Genomic DNA, 18,045 nt, shown 5'->3' on the forward strand with positions numbered 1-18,045 from the left:
GCAGCGGAGTCGAAGCATCTCTACCGGAGAACTAACTCCTGACGCCTAACAACGAAGCGGTAGAGATGCTTCGACTTCGCTGCGCTCCGCTCAGCATGACGGTTTACTTAAATTCTATCCTTTCCTGAATGATATCTGACGTTTTTATCCGAAGGCCGGTCACGGCCATCGTCGTATCCATCGTGCTGGTGCTGCTGGGCGTGCTGGCGCTGCTGAGCTTGCCCATCAGCCAGTACCCCGATATTTCGCCGCCGGTGGTGCAGATATCGGGCAGCTATACGGGGGCCGACGCTCTTACGGTAGAGCAAACCGTGCTCACGCCCATCGAGACGCAGGTAAACGGCACGCCGGGCATGGCCTATTTGTCGTCGAACGCGACGAGCGACGGGCGCATCTCGTCGAACGTGACGTTTGAGATTGGCACCAACGTGGACATCGCCACGCTCGACGTGCAAAACCGCGTGAGCGTGGCCCAGCCCCAGCTACCCGACGAGGTGAAGCGCCTGGGCCTCACCGTAAAGAAGCGCAACCCAACCATCCTGATGGTGGCCGCGCTGACCTCGCCCAAGCGCTCGCACGACATCAAGTTTCTCGACAACTACACCAATATCTACGTCCGCGACGCGCTCTTGCGCGTGAAGGGCGTGGGCGACGTGCAGAGCATCGGCCAGGACTTCTCGATGCGCATCTGGCTCAAGCCCGACCGGCTGGCCCAGCTCGGTCTCAGCGCTACCGACGTAACCAATGCCCTGCGCGAGCAAAACGTGCAGGTAGCGGCCGGCTCGGTGGGCTCGGCCCCGCAATACAACTCGCAAGCCTTCGAGTACACGCTCTTTGTCAATGGCCGCCTAAGCAAGGTGGAGGAGTTTGAGAACATCATCGTGCGCACCAAGCCCGAGGATGGCTCAGTAGTGTACCTCAAAGACGTGGCCCGCGTACAGCTCGGCAGCTTCGACTACGCCCGCACGTCTACCGTAAACGGCGAGCCCGCTACCCTGCTGCTTATCAACCAGGTACCGGGCGGCAACGCCCTCGAAACGGCTGAAGGTGTGTACGCCGCCCTCAACCAACTCAAGGCCAAGTTTCCGCCTGACGTAGCGTATAGCGTGCCGTTTGAGTCGGTTACGGTGGTGAAGGTTTCCATCGAGGAGGTGCTGCACACGCTGGGCGAAGCGCTGCTGCTGGTAACCATCGTGGTATTCGTGTTCTTGCAAAGCTGGCGCGCTACGCTCATTCCGGTGCTGGCGGTGCCGGTGGCCATCGTGGGTACGTTTATCGCCTTTTTGCCCCTAGGATTTACGATTAATACCCTGACGCTCTTTGGCTTCGTGCTTGCCATCGGTATTGTGGTCGATGACGCCATCGTGGTAGTGGAGGCCGTGCAGCACTACATCGACACCGAGAAAATATCGGCGCGCGAGGCCACCGAAAAGGCCATGAAGGACATTACGGCCCCGGTTATCGCCATCGCGCTCATTCTGGCGGCGGTGTTCGTGCCGGTGGGCTTCATTCCGGGCATCGTGGGCAAGCTCTACCAACAGTTCGCCATCACTATCGCCATTTCGGTGGTGCTGTCGGCCTTCATCGCGCTTTCGCTCACGCCGGCGCTCACCTCGCTTTTGATGCGGCCCACCGAGCAAACGGCCGATTCGAAAGGCATCAACAAGCTGTTCTACAAATTCAACCAGTGGTTTGAGCGCGTCACGAAGTCGTATGCCAACGGCGTGAAACGAGCGCTGCGGTTTGCGCCGCTGGTGGGTATTTTGCTATTGGCCGTGTACGGCGGTACCTACGGGCTGTTCCGCACCAAGCCGTCGGGCTTCATCCCGACTGAGGACGAGGGCCGCTTATTTATTTCGGTCGAGCTGCCGCAGGGCGCGGCCAGCACCCGCACCAAGGCCATCATGGACCAAATGGCCAAGATTATCAAGGAGAAAGTGCCGGCCATTCGCAGCGCCTCGGGTATCAGCGGCCTGAACGCGCTGAACTTCTCCTTTAAGTCGAGCAGCGGCACGTTCTTCATTCAGATGAAGCCCTGGGACGACCGCAAGCAGGAAGCTCAGCAGCTCTACGGCGTGATTGGGCAGCTGCAAAAGGAGTTTTCGGTGATAAAAGGGGCCAACATCGTGGTGGTGCCGCCGCCCGCCATTCCGGGCCTCGGCAACACGGGCGGTTTCAGCTTTATGCTGGAGCAGCGCGAAGCCTCAACCGACATCAAGGCCTTTGAGGCGACCGTGAACAAGTTTGTGGGCGCCGTAAACCAGCGCCCCGAAATAGCGCGGGCCTACACCTTCTTCACGGCCAAAACCCCGGGCTACCAGCTCACCGTGAACCGCGACCAGGCCAAAAAGCTGGGCGTACCGCTCACCAGCGTGTTCAGCACGCTCTCGACCTACATGGGCAGCACCTACGTCAACGACTTCACCAAGTACGGGCGCAACTTTAGGGTAGTGGCCCAGGCCGATACCTTCTACCGCAAGGATGTGTCGTCGCTGAACTCGTTTTATGTGCTCAACCAGCAAGGTCGGCAAGTGCCCCTAGGGTCGCTCATCACCTCCAAACTGGTAGAGAACGCGCCGCTTATCTCGCACTACAACCTATTCCGCTCGGCCGAAATCAACGGCGACGCCAAGCCGGGCTATAGCTCGGGCCAGGCCATCGCGGCGCTGAAAGAAGTGGCCGCGCAGACCTTGCCCGCCGACTACGGCTACGACTTTTCGGGCTTGAGCCGCGAGGAAATCAGCTCGGGCAACAGCACGATTATCATCTTCGGGCTCTCGATTTTGTTCGTGTTCCTGCTGCTGGCGGCGCTGTACGAAAGCTGGTCGGTGCCATTTTCGGTGCTGCTATCGGTGCCGCTGGGCATCTTCGGGGCAATTGTGGCGCTCACGCTGGTGCCCAAGCTCACCAACAACGTGTACGCCCAGATTGGCATGATTACGCTCATCGGCTTGGCGGCTAAGAACGCCATTCTGATTGTGGAATTTGCCAAAGAGCGCGTGGATTGGGGCATGCCCGTGTTCGATGCCACGATGGAGGCTGTGACGTTGCGCCTGCGCCCCATCATCATGACCTCGCTGGCATTCATCCTAGGGGTGCTACCACTGGCCTTCGCCTCGGGCGCGGGCGCGGTATCGCGCCAAACCATCGGCTGGACCGTGACGGGCGGCATGCTGGCGGCTACCTTTTTGGCCATCTTCGCCGTGCCGGTGTTGTTCTTGAATATCACCAAGCTGGCCTACGGCAAGAAGAAGCTCGCCGAGATGGAAGCCAACTACAAGCCCGAGGAGCACGGCCACCAGGGCCACGGCTCGCAGGGCGAGAGCACGCATCCAGCGGGGCCGTCGGAGGCGAATGTGAACGATAAAGCAACGGAAGAGCAGAAGCGCAAGGACGAAACGCCGCCGGAGTTGGGCACCTAACGTGGTCACCCCACCCCCGGCCCCTCCCCTCCGGGAGAGGGGAGCCTAACGTATTCAAAGACAATTAATAAAAAGAGCCTTTAGCATTATGCTAAAGGCTCTTTTGCTTGAAATAAAAGTCGTCCGGCTCCCCCTCTCCCGGAGGGGAGGGGGCTGGGGGGTGGGGTTACCCGAGCGCCGGATACTCATCCCCCGCAAAAACCGGGGCCATATCCGCTTCCTCCGCCTCCGTAAACAGCCGCGAGCGGATGAGAAAACGCACCCCTAGGGGGATTTCCAGCGAGAAGCTGGCGCCCCGGCCTTTCACCACATCTACCGTGAGCTGGGTGTGTTTCCAGTACTCGAACTGGCTGGCGCTCATGAAGAAGTCGCAGCCGTGGATGCGGCCCAGCCACACGTCATTACTACCCACCCGAAACTCGCCCTTGGCGAAGCACATCGGCGATGAGCCATCGCAGCATCCGCCGCTCTGGTGAAACATAAGCGGGCCGTGCTCGTCGCGGAGCAGGTCGATGGTGGCTTCGGCAGCTTGGGTGACGAGGACGCGGGCGGTGGGCATATTGCTGAACGGTTGGATGGGTGAATGGTTGAATTGCCGGGCGGCTAAACTGTTGTAGACTATTAGTGAAGCCGCACCCAATTCAACCATCCAACCGTTCAGCCATTTTTCCTAGAAGAAGCCCAGCGGCTTTTCGCTGTAAGAAATCAGCATGTTCTTATTCTGCCGGTAGTGCGCCAGCATCATCTTGTGGTTTTCGCGCCCGAAGCCCGAGGCTTTGTAGCCGCCAAAGGGCGCGCCGGCCGGGTAGTCGTGGTAGCAGTTCACCCACACGCGGCCGGCCTCGATGGCGCGGGGCACCATGTACAGCTCGTGGGCGTCGCGGGTCCACACACCGGCACCGAGGCCGTAGAGCGTGTCGTTGGCAATTTCGATGGCTTCTTCTACGGTTTTGAAGGTCGTGACCGACACCACCGGGCCGAAGATTTCCTCCTGGAAAATCCGCATCTTGTTGTGGCCCCGGAACATGGTGGGCTGGATGTAGTAGCCCTCACCCAGCGCGCCATCTTCCTGGCTGTAGGCCTCGCCGCCCGTCAGCACCTCGGCACCTTCAGCTTTGCCGATTTCGAGGTAGCTCAGGATTTTCTCGAACTGGTCGTTCGAAGCCTGCGCGCCCATCATCGTAGTCATATCAAGCGGGTTGCCGAGCTTGATGGCTTTCACACGGGCAATGACGCGGGCAATAAACTCGTCGTAGATATCTTCCTGCACGAGCATCCGCGAGGGGCAGGTGCAGATTTCGCCCTGGTTGAGCGCGAACATCACCGCGCCTTCGATGGCTTTGTCGAGAAAATCATCGTCGGCATCCAGCACGCTCTTGAAGAAGATATTGGGCGACTTGCCCCCCAGCTCCATCGTCACCGGAATCAGGTTTTCGGCGGCGTACTGCATGATGAGGCGGCCAGTGGTCGTCTCGCCCGTGAAGCTGGCCTTGTGAATGCGCGGCGACGAGGCCAGCGGCTTGCCGGCTTCGAGGCCGAAGCCATTCACCACGTTCACGACGCCGGCCGGGATGAGGTCGCCAATCAATTCCATCAATACCATGATGCTGGCGGGCGTTTGCTCGGCGGGCTTCATCACCACGCAGCAGCCGGCGGCCATAGCGGGCGCGAGCTTCCAGGTAGCCATCAGCAGCGGGAAGTTCCAGGGGATAATCTGGCCTACCACGCCCAGCGGCTCCTGTATATTGAGCGACAAAGTACTATTATTTAACTCAGTAGCGCTCCCCTCTTCGGCCCGAATAACGCTGGCAAAGTAGCGAAAGTGGTCGACTACCAGCGGCAGGTCGGCGTAAGTGGTTTCGCGGATGGCTTTGCCATTTTCCACGCATTCCACGGCCGCCAGGAAGGGCAGGTTTTCCTCGATGCGGTTGGCAATTTTGTTGAGGACGTTGCTGCGCTCGGTGGCCGAGGTTTTGCCCCAGGTTTTGAAGGCTTCGTGGGCCGCGTCGAGCGCCAGGTTGATGTCTTCCTTGGTGCTGCGGGCCACTTTGGTAAACACCTTGCCGTCGATGGGCGACGGGTTGTCGAAATACTGTCCCTTCACGGGGGCTACCCATTTGCCGCCGATGAAGTTGTCGTAGTGGTTTTTGAACTGCGGGCGGGCCACCAAGGTGGTGGGGGCTTCAAGAACTTCGGCCATGATGGGGGTGGGTTTATTGGAAAGGTTAAGGAACACGGCAAAGGTGGGCCGCACCCTAGGTAGGCCGACTGTGGTATTGTCGCAAAAAATGTTGAAATTGCCGCAAATTGAAGTGAGTACTTACTTATGTGGAGTTATGACTTATGAGTTTTGAGTTCTGAGTTGTATTCCTCTTCCAAAACCGCTCAGAACATCAACTCAGAACTCAAAACTCATAATTCATAACTCCTTATGCCTACCCGCGCCCACCTACCCGCCGCCGTGCCGCCCCTGGCGTTGGAGCGGCTGCACTCGCTGGTTGAGAACCGCACGGTTTTCGCCCTCGATGCCTTTGAGCTGAATATCTTCGAGACGCACCGCGCTGCCCACCGCGTGCCGCTGCGGCTGGAAGGGCTGTCGCTCACGACTATGCTGCGGGGCAAGAAAGTGATGCACCTGCCCGGCCGCCCGGCCTTCGACTACCTGCCCGGCGAGTCGGTGGTAGTGGGCGAAGACGAGTTGATGGAAATCGACTTTCCCGACGCCTGTCTGTGCCAGCCCACGCAGTGCCTGGCGGTGGCCATCGCCCCCGATACCATTCGCCAAACCGTTGACCTGCTGAACGAACGCTACCCCAAGGCGGAGCCCGCGCAGCCCTGGGCGCTGGCCGGCCCCGACTACGCCCACCTCACCAACACCCCCGAGCTGACGGGCACCCTGGAGCGCCTGGTGGCCGTGTCACGTACTACTGACGCGGCCAAAGACGTGCTCGCCGGCTTCACGCTGCAAGAGCTGCTGGTGCGCCTGATGCAGACGCAGGCGCGGCAGCTTATTTTTCAGGACTATGCCAAGCACCTCACCACAAACCCGTTTGCGGCGGTGGTGCAGTACATCCGGCAGCACCTCGCCGAGCCGCTGCCCGTCGAGAAGCTGAGCGCGGTGGCGTGCATGAGCAAGGCCACGTTTTTCCGCTTGTTCAAGCGCGAGTTTGGCCTCACGCCGGTCGAGTACATCGTGCGCGAGCGGCTGGCCGAAGCAAAACGCCTGCTGAGCCACCCGCTGGCTACCGTGGCCGAGGTGTGTTTGCGGGCGGGGTTCAACAACCTGTCGTATTTCCAGGCGCTGTTTAAGAAATACGAAGGCCTGACGCCGGGCGCGTACAAGAAACAGCAGTTGGTATAGCGCAGGGGCCATCAGGTCCAGGCTATTTTGCTGGCAACATTCCCCGTCGGCTCTGGGTTGTATGCCCTATGCCCGATACTATTCCGCTCGCTACTGCTAATCAAACCACTACCCCACCCCGCCAGCTCGATGCCGCATTAGTCTGGCTCATGGCCCTCACCTGCGGGCTGGTAGTGGCCAACATTTACTACAACCAGCCGCTGCTGGTGGCCATCGGCCGCACGTTTCACATTTCCGATAGCCGGGCCAGCCTCGTGGCCACGGCCACCCAGGTGGGTTACACGCTGGGCATGGTGCTGGTAGTGCCGCTGGGCGATATGCTGGAGCGTAAAAACTTAATCTTGTGGATGCTGGGCGCGGCGGCCCTGTGCCTGGGCGGCGCGGCGCTGGCCCCCACGTTTGGGCTGCTGGCGGTGGCGAGCGTGCTCATTGGCCTCTGCTCGTCGGTGCCGCAGCTGCTGCTGCCCATGGCGGCTACCCTGGCCCCCGAGGCCGACCGCGGCCGCATCGTGGGCCGCGTGATGAGCGGGCTGCTCATCGGCATTCTGCTCTCGCGCACCATCAGCGGCTACGCGGGGGCGCACCTGGGCTGGCGCACCGTGTTTGCCGGCGCGGGCGGGCTGATGCTGGCGCTGGGCGCACTACTGGCTTGGCGCCTGCCGCGCAGCCGGCCCGCCTTCGCCGATGGCTACGCCGCCCTTATGCAATCGCTGCTCACCCTCACCCGCGAGCTGCCCGATTTGCGGCGCTCGGCGCTGGTCGGCGGGGCTATCTTCGCCTCATTCAGCGTGTTCTGGACTACGCTAACGTTTTACCTGGCCAGCCCGGTGTATCACTACGGCAGCGACGTGGCTGGCTTCTTTGGGCTAGTGGGGGCCTTGGGTGCGCTGGCCGCCCCGCTGGCCGGCAAGCTGGCCGACACGCGGGGCTCGCGCTACGCGCTCACCATCAGCCTGGCGCTGGCGCTGGGGGCCTACCTGCTGCTGGGCGTGGGCGGTGGCTACCTGGCCGGGCTGGTGCTGGGCATCATTCTGCTCGATGTGGGCGTGCAGTCGGCCCACATCTCCAACCAGACGCTGGTGTTTTCGCTGCGTCCCGAGGCCCGCAGCCGCCTCAATACGGTGTACATGACGGGCTACTTCACGGGCGGTTCGCTGGGCTCGGTAATAGGCGGCGTGGCTTGGATGCACTACGGCTGGCCGGGCGTGTGCGCCGTGGGTAGCGTGTTTGTGCTGCTGGCGCTGGCGCTGCATCGGTACTACGGGCGGTAGGCTTCGGGGCGCACGGCTACTGCGCCGTGCTTTCAAGCTGAATTTCGGTGCCGTACAACTTGGTCAAAACTATGCCGGACCGGCGGAGCGTTTCGACGGCGTCTTGGCTGATTGTCAGCATAATCCCTTCGTAAGTAGCGATTTCTACCTGTTTTATCAAAACTTTCAGTTGCCCAAGCACTAGCCAGTCGCCGGCCTTGACGGTAGTAGTAGCAGGATAAACCCGGCCCGTAAGCAAAAAATCGCTTCCGTCGGGTTGATTGCGAAACGCAATCCGCAAAAGAAATACGGCCATGCGGTAGTAAGAAAGCGAACCTAAAGCCCTAGCTTACAAGCATCAGGAAGCCCTTGCACCAGGTAGGCACCAAGCGCAAGGGCTTTGCAAAACGAATTAGCTTAGCCGCCCCAGGCAAGTTTGCAGGCTGGTGCGCCAGTGCGGAATGGCGATGCTCAGGGTTTGCTTAATCTTTGTTTTGTCCATCACCGAATACGCGGGCCGCGTGGCCTTGGTTGGGTACTCAGCCGTGCGAATGGGCACCGTGCGCGTGGGCAACCCACTCAGCTCGAAGATGGCAGTGGCGAAGTCGTACCACGACGTAACCCCCTCGTTGCTATAGTGATAGATGCCGTAGGCGGCGCTCTGCTTTTCGATAATCGTGAGGATGCAGCCGGCCAGGTCGATGGCGTAGCAGGGCGTGCCCGCCTGGTCCCAGATGACGCGCAGCTCGTCGCGCTCGCGGCCCAGCCGGAGCATAGTTTTCACGAAGTTGTTGGCGTATTCGGAGTACAGCCAGCTGGTGCGCAAGATAAAATGCTTATCGGTGAGCGGCGGAATAGCCTGCTCGCCCTCCAGCTTGGTGAGGCCGTAGACGCTGATGGGCTCGGCCGGGTCGGTTTCGCGCAGCGGCTGGTTGCCGGTGCCGGCAAACACGAAGTCGGTGGAAACCTGGATGAGCACCGTGCCAAACTCGCCGCACAGGCGGGCCAGGTTTTCGGCCCCGTCGCGGTTCACTTTGCGGGCTAGCTCTACTTCTTCCTCCGCCTTATCCACGGCCGTGTAGGCGGCGCAGTTGATGGCATAGGCAGGTTGGTGCTGCTCGAAGAGACTACGCAAACCCGCCAGGTTCAGAATATTGGCCTGGTCTTCGGGCGGAAAAATGAGGCCCGGCGTGGTACGCTCTTTGGCAACGTGGGCGAGGCATTGCCCCAATTGGCCCGAGGCCCCAAAAACCAGAATAGAATCCATTTGTACGGTGATGTTCGCGTTTATAAATGCTACCGCAAACTTACTGCGCTACTGGTTCGGCCCGCGTTTGTTTTTAATCGGCTCGAAGCGACGCTCGCGCGGCTGCTTCTCGCTGAGGTACTTCCAGTAGCGGCGCGGCATGTGGCGGTGGTGCAGCTTGAGGTTTTTGCGCTCCGGGATGTTGACGTGGTCGAAATACGCCTGCCACAGGATTTTGAAGAGCGGCTCGCGCTCGTCGAGCACCGTGGCCGAGAGCTGGCCCCGGCGCAGGGTGGCCGCCTCGCCCGCCGCAAAGCTGACGACCTCGGTGCGGGTGAGGTCGTAGTACAGGCCGTAGTGGCGCTTTTTGTCGAAAATCAGCCAGCGCTGGTCGGCGTAGCGCTTGGTGAAGTGGCTGGCAATGAGCGGCAGCACATCGAAATCGGGCTCGATGGTGGCGTGAAACAAGCCGTCCTGCGCCTTTTCGAAGCGCACGAACGCCTCCATGCGGTGCTTTTCGCGGAACATCTGCTGGGCCAAGCGCTGGCAGCGGCGCACGGTGGCATCGGCGTAGTTTTCGGAGATGTCGCGCCTGGCGCGCATCGCCCTGTCGGCGTAGCGAAAAATGAGCAGCTCGCGCTCCGCGTCTTCGCTCAAAAACACGTGGTAGAGCCGCGCCCGCGCCGGCTCGGGCATAAAGCGCAGCAGGCCGTCCCAGGTGCGGGCAGCCAAGGCTTCGTCGGTAGCCACGGCCACGGCCTGGGCAAACAGGCCGCCTTGCACCGCCTCTTCGGGCTGAATGCTGCTGGGGGCCGAGCGGCGGTCGTAGATGCGAAACAGCACCGTGAGCAAGCCCTCGAAGCTGCCGTCATAGGTGTAGTCGGCGGGCGCGTTGCGCAGCTCGGGCGCGGGCTTGCGCGGGGCCGCCGGGCCAACGGCCGTACTCGAAGAAGATGAAAGCGGCGTTAGCTGGCTCATCGCAAAATTAGTGACCTAGGTTAAGAAATAGCGGCCGCCTCCTGCCGCAAGAATTTCACTAGCAAGGCGTTGACTTTACCAGCTTCTTCGAGCTGCACCCAGTGCGTAGCTTCCGGAAAGTAGTGCAGCGTACCCTGCGCGCATTCGGCCAGGCTGAGCTGCGCAAACTTCTTGTTCAGAAAAGCATCGTGCTCGCCCCAAATGATTTGCAGCGGCTGCCCGATGCGCGGCCAGTAGCTGACGGGCGCGCGCAGCAAAGCCCGATACCAGTTCAGCATACCAGTGATGGCCCCCGGCCGGCTCCAGGCGGCTTTGTAGCGCGCTACCTCGGCCGGGCCAAAGGTGCCGGGGCGACTGCTACGCACCAGCATCGCGGCCCCAAACTGCCAGTTGCGCCGGCTGATGAGGCGCTCGGGCAGGCCCGGCAGCTGAAAAAAGGCGATGTACCAGCTGCGCAAAAGCTGGTCGGGCGCTTGCCAAATGTTTGGCCCAACCACTGCCGGATGCGGCACATTAATGATGGTAGTATTGGCCACCCGGCCGGGGTGATGCGCCGCCAGGTACCACGCCACGATGCCGCCCCAGTCGTGGCCCACCACGGCGGCTTGCGCCTGCCCCGCCGCGTCGATAAGTCCGATGATATCGGCGGCCAGCGTGGGCAGCGCGTAGCTTTCCACGCCCACGGGCTTGTCGCTGAGGTTGTAACCGCGCTGGTCGGGCACCCACACGCGGTAGCCGGCGGCGGCTAGCGCGGGCAGCTGCGCCCGCCAGCTAAACCAGTACTCGGGAAAGCCGTGCAGCAGCACTACCAGCGGGCCATCGGCGGGGCCGCACTGCACCACGTGCAGGCGCACGCCGTTGGTGAGCACGTCGTGGTGCTCGAGGGGGTAAGTCATACCGGCTTGTACCCGGCAGGGGCCCGCCAGGGTTGCGGCGCAGCTTAGCTTTTAGGCGGCCACGCCGGGCGCGCCCTCGGCCGCCAGGCGGGCGGCGCGCACGGCATCGTGCACCTCACGCACGCGGGGCAGCAGCTCGCTGAGGCGGCAGCAGCACGACAGGCGCGGGGCTTTGTCAAACGAAGGCGAAGCCTGGGAAGCGGCGGCCGGCTCGGCGGCGAAGCTGAGCAGTGGGGCCGCGTCGGCGGGGGCGCGGTGCGTGATTTTCATAAGCGAAAACAAACCGGGATTATTCCCGCCAACGCGGCGGAGCAGGCTGAACAAAAAAGAATCTATTGCGCTACCAGCGTGTCGGTTACGTAGCCAGCGCTGTTGCTGGCGATAAAATTCAGGTAGTACGTGCCGGCCTTGGTGGGCGTGAAGGAGTAGGTGGCTTGCGCGGCCCCCGTGTTGGTCGGGCAGTTGCAATCGTTGTACACTACCTGCGGGCCGATGAGGTAGGAATTGGGCAAGTTGCCGGCCGCTTCGTAGATGCTGGCCAGCTTGCCGCAGGTGTTCTGTGGCACGTAGCTGATGACAAAATCAGCCTTCTGGTTGACGGCTACCGTGCGCGGGCCGGTGGCCGAGGTCACGGGCTCGAGCACGGTGGCGGTGCAGCTGTTTTTGGCGCTACCGAGGCAGCTGGTGAGGCCGAGGCTGGCGAGAGCGAAGCAGAAAAAGCGGGTCATGGCAAAAACTAAAGAGTAGTGGTTGACGCCGCAAGCTACTGGCCCGGCGCAGTATCGGCCTCAACACCTAGCCCACCTGGGCAAACAAATCGAGCTGCTGCGTCACCAGCGCCGAGCGCACGGCCTTGCCCCCAAACAGCACCTGCCGCCGAATCTGCTGCTCGTCGAGCTCGCCCAGGCGGGCCGGGGCCGAGCCCCGGCAGGTCAGGAAGTGCTTGGCGCGGCGCATCACCACGCCGAGCTGCTTGAGCGTCTCGGCCGTGAGCGGCCCGAAGCGGCGCGTCTGGATGATGCGCTCGACCGAGCGCGCGCCCACGCCCGGAATGCGTAGCAGCGTGGCCCGGTCAGCCACGTTCACATCCACCGGAAACAGGTGGCGGTTGCGCAGGGCCCAAGCCAGCTTGGGGTCTACTTCGAGGTCGAGATATGGGTGCGCGGGGTCCAGGATTTCGTCGGCCTCGAAGCCGTAAAAGCGCATCAGCCAGTCGGTTTGGTAGAGGCGGTGCTCGCGCACCATCGGCGGCTGGGTCACTTGCGGCAGGCGGGCATCGTCGGTGATGGGCACGTAGCCCGAGTAATACACCCGCTTGAGGCCGTAGCCCTGGTAAAGGCTGTCGGAGAGCTTGATGATTTGCAGGTCGTTTTCGTCGCTCGCGCCTACTATCAGCTGCGTGCTTTGGCCGGCGGTGGCAAACTGCGGCACCTTTTTGAAGAGCGCCTTTTCCTCTTTATTCTGAATAGTGCCGTCGCGAATCTGGCCCATCGGGGTCAGAATCTCGGCGTAATTCTTCTCGGGCGCCAGGTTTTGCAAGGCCAGTTCCGAAGGCAGCTCGATATTCACGCTCAGGCGGTCGGCGTAGAGGCCGGCTTCCTGAATGAGCTCGGGCGACGCGCCCGGAATGGTTTTGACGTGGATGTAGCCGTTGAAATTATGCTCGGTGCGCAGCTTCTTGACGATGCGCACCAGGCGCTCCATCGTGTAGTCGGGGCTGCTGAAAATACCGCTGCTCAAAAACAAGCCTTCGATGTAGTTGCGGCGGTAGAAATTGATGGTCAAATCCACCACTTCTTCCACCGTGAAGGCGGCGCGCTTCACGTCGTTGGAGCGGCGCGACACGCAATAGGCGCAGTCGAAAATGCAGTGGTTGGTGAGCAATATTTTGAGCAAGCTCACGCAGCGGCCATCCTCGGTGTAGCTGTGGCAGATACCCATGCCCTCGGCGTTGCCGAGGCCCTTCTGCTCGTTTTTGCGCTTGCCGCCGCTGCTGCTGCACGACACATCGTACTTGGCGGCGTCGGCTAGTATGCTTAGCTTTTCCTGAATGCGCTCGTTCATGCTGACTAAGGCGGTTAGCTGGAAGTAAAAGTAGGCGGTGCTTTCTAAATTAGCAAGCAATCCATAAGCTAATTTTTTTGGAAATGGTTCCGCTTTTGCCCCGATTTCCGGCCGCCGCGGCAGGCCAAAGACACACGGGCGCTGCCCGTCCAGCTATAGCCGGCTCCAGCGTCCGCACCCGTGAAATTTTAGCGCCGGCCGCCTCGTTGCAGTAACTTGCACGAAGCGCCCTATGCCCAAGCTTTTCCGCTTTCACTTCTTCTTCGTTCTGAGCGGCTTGCTGGCTTTCGGCACCGGGCGGGCGGCGCGCGCCCAGGAGTTTACGCCGCGCCTGGCCGTGCCACCCGACTCGCTGCACGCCGCCGAAAACGCCGACGACCTGCCGGCCGACTCGCTGGGCCGGCGCTTCGACGAGGCCCGCCTGCGCCTGAGCTTGCAGCGCTTCACGCGCCGCAAAACCATCGTGGGGCGGGGCGTGCAGGCATTCTTTCGCCTCACCCGGCCCCGCGAAGAAGACCACGGCCTCGACGCGGTGCTACTAAACCGGCAGTTCGACCAGCATAATTTCAAGATTGTGCGCCGCGTTACCATCACGCCCTTCGATGCCTTCGGCTACAGCCTCAACGACTCGCTGCGGCGGCCGCGCACCTTCGTGGAAAAAGCCGGCAACGCCGTGCACATTCGCACGGCTCCGGCGCGCATCCGGCAGTTGCTGCTGTTCAGGCCGGGGCAGCCGCTGCTGCCGCAGGCTCTGGCCGAAAGCGAGCGCCTGCTGCGCCAAACCGACGAGCTGCTCGACGCCCGCGTGCTGGTAAACGAGCTGACGGCCACCCGCGACAGCGTCGATATTCTGGTGCAAACCACCGACGTGTTCAGCATCAACGCGGGCTTTGACGTGCGCAGCGCCACCGAGGCCATCGTGACGGCCGGCGACCGCAATTTTCTGGGGTTGGGGCATCAGTTCGATAACCGCTACCAGTACGGCCGCGACCTGCCGCAGACCTGGGGCTACGAGGGCACGTACCAGGTGCCGTTTCGCAACTTCGTGTACGCCCGGGGCTACTACTTCAATGAGTTTGAGGCGCACTCGGGCGGCGTGTCGGTGCAGCGCGATTTCTACTCGCCCAGCGCCCGCTGGGCCGGCGCGTTTTCGTCGGATGCCATCAACCTGCGCCTCGTGCTGCCGCGCGACGCGCCCCCGCCCGAGGGCGAGCAGCCCAATTTCCAGTTTCGCTCCTACACCAGCCACAGCCTGTGGGTGGGCCGGGCCCTGCGCCTGCGCTCCTACGACCTGGGCTACGAAAACCCCGGCCGCCTCATCATCGCGGGCAGCGTGCGCCACGAAAACCACACCACCAACCCCACCAACACCCCCGACGACCGCACCCGCACCATCGTGCTGGGCACGGTGGGCTACTCGGTGCGCCGCTACTATAAGGACAAGTACCTCTTCGGCTTTGGGCGCACCGAAGACGTGCCGGCCGGCACGCTGCTCAGCTTCACCACGGGCTTCGAGAGCAGCACCTTTTTGCCGCGCCACTACTTCGATGCCCGCCTCGCGATGGCCGGCTACTCGGTGCAGCAGGGCTACCTCTACGGCAGCCTCGGCTTCAGCACCTTCAAGCGCGCCGGCCGGGGCGGCTGGGAGCAGGGCTTGCTCACGGGGCAGGCCATGTACTTTACGCGGCGCTACCGGGTGGGCAGCTACCAGGTGCGCAACCTGCTGAATTTGCGCCTGGCGGCGGGCTTCAACCGCTACCCGGCCGAGGTGCTGCTCAGTGGCCTCGGGGGCGTGGGCGGGGCGGTGCGCGGCTTCCGGCCGCAGGGGCAGGTGCTGCCCACCAGCCGCTTTGTGGCCAGCTACGAGGGCACTATCTATACGCCACTGTCGCTGCTGGGCTTTCGCATGGCCATTCTGGGCTTTGCCGATATTGCCTACATCAATCAGCGCATTGGCGGGGGCTCGCCCTTCGGCTCGGAGGCTCCCTACTCGGGCTTCGGCATCGGGTTTCGCTTCCGCAACGAACTCACGGTGCTGCGCACGTTTCAGCTGCTGCTGGGCTTCTACCCGCGCGGCCAGCTCACGCCCAATGGCCTGCGGCTGTTTGAGACCAACCGCGACTCGTACCAGTTCAACGACTTCAGCTTTGGCCAGCCCGGTGTGGTGCGGTATGACTTGCAGTAGGCTATTTTCTGTTGCCGAAAACAGAAGCCCGCAATAGCCGCGAAGCGGCGACACGTTGGTAGTGTAGGTAGTTTTTGCAGACCCGAGCCGCAAAGCGGCGGCACCCTACTGCTTGGTGCCGCCGCTTTGCGGCTCGGGCTATTTTGCCACTCACTACAACTACCAACATGCCGCCGCGCTGCGGCTACCTCCCATGTTGGGGTAAAAAGCCCGACTGTATTCGGCGGGCGCAGCGCCGAATCCGTATTGCGCTGGCGTGCGGGGCAAACTGATGCTTGCCCCGCACGCGCTGTTTCCTGGTTTTCTTTTCTTAAAAAATGTCAGATTCTTTGCTTTTCACGCCTTTTCAAGTAGGTGCCATCACCGCTCCCAACCGCCTGGCCCTGGCCCCCATGACGCGCAGCCGCGCCAAAAACCCCGGCAACGTGCCCACCGACTCGATGGTGAAATACTACGTGCAGCGCGCTTCGGCGGGCCTGCTCATCACCGAAGGCTCGCAGATTTCGCCGCAGGGCGTGGGCTACATCGACACGCCCGGCATCCACAGCGCCGAGCAGGTAGCGGGCTGGAAAAAAGTGACCGACGCGGTACACGCCGCTGGCGGGCGCATCTTTATTCAGCTCTGGCACGTGGGCGCTATCTCGCACCCGTTTTTTCATAACGGCGAGCTGCCGGTGGCCCCGTCGGCGGTGCAGCCGCAGGAAGTTAAAGCTTTCACCGGCAAGGGCCAGGAAGAAATTCCGACGCCCCGCGCCCTCGAAACCGCCGAGGTAAAAGCCGTGGTCGAAGACTTCCGCAAGGCCGCCGAAAACGCCAAGGCCGCTGGCTTCGACGGCGTCGAAATCCACGGGGCCAACGGCTACCTCATTGACCAGTTTATTCAGAGCAGCACCAACCAGCGCACCGACGAGTACGGCGGCAGCGTCGAAAACCGCGCCCGCTTTGCCCTGGAGGTAGTGCAGGCGGCCGTGGACGTGCTCGGGGCCGACCGCGTGGGCATTCGCCTCTCGCCCACCGGCAACGTGGGTGGCATCCACGACGAAAACCGGCTGGCTACCTTCAGCTACGTCACCGAGCAGCTCAACAAGTTCGGCCTGGCCTACCTGCACGTCATCGAGGCGCTGCCCGGCCACCCCATGGCCGCCAAGGCCGGCCAGGAGCCGGTGGGCCCCGCGCTGCGCAACATCTTCACCGGCCCCTTCATCCTGAACGGCGGCTACACCCAGGAAACGGCCGAAAAGGCGCTCGCTAACAAGGAGGCCGACCTCATCGCCTTCGGCGTGCCCTACATCGCCAACCCCGACCTGGTGGAGCGCTTCGAGCAGGGCGCGGCCCTCAATACCCCCGACCAGGCCACCTTCTACGGCGGCGATGACAAGGGCTATATCGACTACCCCACGCTGCAAGAGCAGGCCGCCGAAAAGGAGGTGCAGCCGGAACCGGCGCACAAGTAAGTGGCTTCGGGGTTGGGCGAGCGTTTTTTGCGCGTATTCTGAACCCCGAAAATAGCCGCTGCTGCCATGCGAAAAGGCTTTTAGTGTAAAAACGCGCTGGCCTAGCCAGCGCGTTTTTTTTAAGCTGGAGGCTATTGCCTGAACTGTTCTGCTGAAAATAACCTTTTGATTGCACACAATTAAATTTTCAGCAACTATCTTTGCGCCTGCATCCAGACGGCCATGCCTACCAACGCCTTTCCCCCGCTTCCGCCCTTACCCAGACTGGACAATCAGCTCTGCTTTTCGGTCTACGCGCTTTCCCGCCTCATCACCAAAGCCTACCAGAAGCTGCTGGAAGGGCTCGATGTGACCTACCCGCAGTACCTGGTGCTACTGCTGCTATGGGAGCACGAGGCCCTGACCGTGAAGGCGCTGGGCAACAAGCTTTTGCTCGACTCAGGCACCCTCACGCCGCTGCTCAAGCGCATGGAGCAGCGCGGCTGGCTAAGCCGCCGCCGCGCCGCCCACGACGAGCGCTCGGTCATTATCACCATTCTGCCGGCCGGCCGGGCGCTGGAATTGCAGGCGCGCGAGATTCCGCTCAAGCTGAGCGTGTGCATCGGCATCACGCCCGCGCAGGTGAGCGACCTGCACCAGCAGTTGCAGCCGCTCATCAAGCACTTAATTACCAAGTAATTCACCTTTTTTCTTTTTGACTACCATGCCCATTCAACGCTTGTACACGGCGAAAGCCACTGCCACCGGCGGCCGCGACGGCCGCGCCGTTTCGTCGGACAACGTAATCGACCTGCCCCTGAGCACGCCCAAGGAAATGGGCGGCCCCGGCAAGGCTGGCGCTACCAACCCCGAGCAGCTGTTTGCCGCCGGCTACGCCGCCTGCTTCGACGGCGCCCTCAACCTGGTGGCCCGCCTGGCCAAAACCCCCATCACGGGCAGCACCGTGGAGGCCGACGTGAGCTTTGGCAAAGACGGCGACAACTACGGCTTGGCCGTGGATTTGAAAGTGAACCTGCCCGGCTTCGAGCAGGCCCAGGCCGAGGAGCTGGTGGCCCAGGCCCACCAGGTGTGCCCCTACTCGCGCGCCACGCGCGGCAACATCGAGGTAACGCTCAGCACCACGACCCACGGTTAGGGTACCCGCCCGCTACCGCATATCAATCCAGAAGGCCAGTTTTCAATGCGAAAA

Annotated in this window: 16 protein-coding genes; 7 read left to right on the forward strand and 9 right to left on the reverse strand. The window is 62.1% G+C overall.

Features of this window, described 5'->3' with window-relative positions; translation table 11 throughout:
- Positions 1-128: 128 nt before the first annotated feature.
- Complete coding sequence (locus VFO93_RS19205) at positions 129-3,422, forward strand: multidrug efflux RND transporter permease subunit (protein ID WP_325136004.1); 3,294 nt, start codon at positions 129-131, stop codon at positions 3,420-3,422.
- A 166-nt stretch (positions 3,423-3,588) separates the two neighbouring features.
- Here VFO93_RS19205 and VFO93_RS19210 read toward each other — a convergent pair whose 3' ends face one another.
- Positions 3,589-3,981: a DUF779 domain-containing protein gene (locus VFO93_RS19210; protein WP_325136005.1), complete on the reverse strand. Its 393-nt coding sequence runs from the start codon at positions 3,979-3,981 to the stop codon at positions 3,589-3,591.
- A 111-nt stretch (positions 3,982-4,092) separates the two neighbouring features.
- Positions 4,093-5,622 carry an aldehyde dehydrogenase family protein gene (locus VFO93_RS19215; protein WP_325136006.1) on the reverse strand — a complete coding sequence of 510 codons (1,530 nt, stop codon included), beginning with the start codon at positions 5,620-5,622 and terminating at the stop codon, positions 4,093-4,095.
- Between the two features lie 231 nt (positions 5,623-5,853).
- Between VFO93_RS19215 and VFO93_RS19220 the strand changes: the two genes are divergently transcribed.
- Both VFO93_RS19220 and VFO93_RS19225 read left to right on the forward strand, forming a co-directional pair.
- Positions 5,854-6,783, forward strand: a complete 930-nt coding sequence (locus tag VFO93_RS19220) for an AraC family transcriptional regulator (protein WP_325136007.1) — start codon at positions 5,854-5,856, stop codon at positions 6,781-6,783.
- Between the two features lie 68 nt (positions 6,784-6,851).
- The gene (locus VFO93_RS19225) at positions 6,852-8,054 is read left to right on the forward strand and encodes an MFS transporter (RefSeq protein WP_325136008.1); all 1,203 of its coding nucleotides are present in this window, start codon (positions 6,852-6,854) and stop codon (positions 8,052-8,054) included.
- Positions 8,055-8,070: 16 nt separating this feature from the next.
- On the opposite strand, the gene VFO93_RS19230 is transcribed toward VFO93_RS19225, so the two are convergent.
- The 7 genes from VFO93_RS19230 to VFO93_RS19260 all read right to left on the reverse strand — a co-directional run bounded on the left by VFO93_RS19230 (position 8,071) and on the right by VFO93_RS19260 (position 13,217).
- Positions 8,071-8,349: a hypothetical protein gene (locus VFO93_RS19230; protein WP_325136009.1), complete on the reverse strand. Its 279-nt coding sequence runs from the start codon at positions 8,347-8,349 to the stop codon at positions 8,071-8,073.
- A 96-nt stretch (positions 8,350-8,445) separates the two neighbouring features.
- The gene (rfbD, locus tag VFO93_RS19235) at positions 8,446-9,300 is read right to left on the reverse strand and encodes a dTDP-4-dehydrorhamnose reductase (protein ID WP_325136010.1); all 855 of its coding nucleotides are present in this window, start codon (positions 9,298-9,300) and stop codon (positions 8,446-8,448) included.
- A 48-nt stretch (positions 9,301-9,348) separates the two neighbouring features.
- Positions 9,349-10,257: a TIGR03915 family putative DNA repair protein gene (locus VFO93_RS19240; protein ID WP_325136011.1), complete on the reverse strand. Its 909-nt coding sequence runs from the start codon at positions 10,255-10,257 to the stop codon at positions 9,349-9,351.
- Positions 10,258-10,277: 20 nt separating this feature from the next.
- Entirely contained in the window at positions 10,278-11,153 is an 876-nt protein-coding gene (locus VFO93_RS19245; RefSeq protein WP_325136012.1) for an alpha/beta hydrolase, read from the reverse strand.
- A 51-nt stretch (positions 11,154-11,204) separates the two neighbouring features.
- Positions 11,205-11,423 (reverse strand): hypothetical protein, encoded by a 219-nt coding sequence (locus tag VFO93_RS19250; protein WP_325136013.1) that lies wholly within the window; start codon positions 11,421-11,423, stop codon positions 11,205-11,207.
- A gap of 62 nt (positions 11,424-11,485) precedes the next feature.
- On the reverse strand, positions 11,486-11,881 hold the full coding sequence (locus tag VFO93_RS19255; protein ID WP_325136014.1) for a hypothetical protein: 396 nt from the start codon (positions 11,879-11,881) through the stop codon (positions 11,486-11,488).
- A gap of 67 nt (positions 11,882-11,948) precedes the next feature.
- Complete coding sequence (locus tag VFO93_RS19260; protein ID WP_325136046.1) at positions 11,949-13,217, reverse strand: putative DNA modification/repair radical SAM protein; 1,269 nt, start codon at positions 13,215-13,217, stop codon at positions 11,949-11,951.
- A 232-nt stretch (positions 13,218-13,449) separates the two neighbouring features.
- Between VFO93_RS19260 and VFO93_RS19265 the strand changes: the two genes are divergently transcribed.
- From VFO93_RS19265 to VFO93_RS19280, 4 genes are all read left to right on the forward strand, one after another.
- The gene (locus tag VFO93_RS19265) at positions 13,450-15,402 is read left to right on the forward strand and encodes a hypothetical protein (RefSeq protein WP_325136015.1); all 1,953 of its coding nucleotides are present in this window, start codon (positions 13,450-13,452) and stop codon (positions 15,400-15,402) included.
- Between the two features lie 317 nt (positions 15,403-15,719).
- Positions 15,720-16,856, forward strand: a complete 1,137-nt coding sequence (locus tag VFO93_RS19270) for an alkene reductase (RefSeq protein WP_325136016.1) — start codon at positions 15,720-15,722, stop codon at positions 16,854-16,856.
- Positions 16,857-17,078: 222 nt separating this feature from the next.
- Entirely contained in the window at positions 17,079-17,534 is a 456-nt protein-coding gene (locus VFO93_RS19275; RefSeq protein WP_325136017.1) for a MarR family transcriptional regulator, read from the forward strand.
- Positions 17,535-17,559: 25 nt separating this feature from the next.
- The gene (locus VFO93_RS19280) at positions 17,560-17,991 is read left to right on the forward strand and encodes an organic hydroperoxide resistance protein (RefSeq protein WP_325136018.1); all 432 of its coding nucleotides are present in this window, start codon (positions 17,560-17,562) and stop codon (positions 17,989-17,991) included.
- Positions 17,992-18,045 lie beyond the last annotated feature (54 nt).

Source organism: Hymenobacter sp. (genome assembly GCF_035709525.1).
Lineage (GTDB): Bacteria > Bacteroidota > Bacteroidia > Cytophagales > Hymenobacteraceae > Hymenobacter.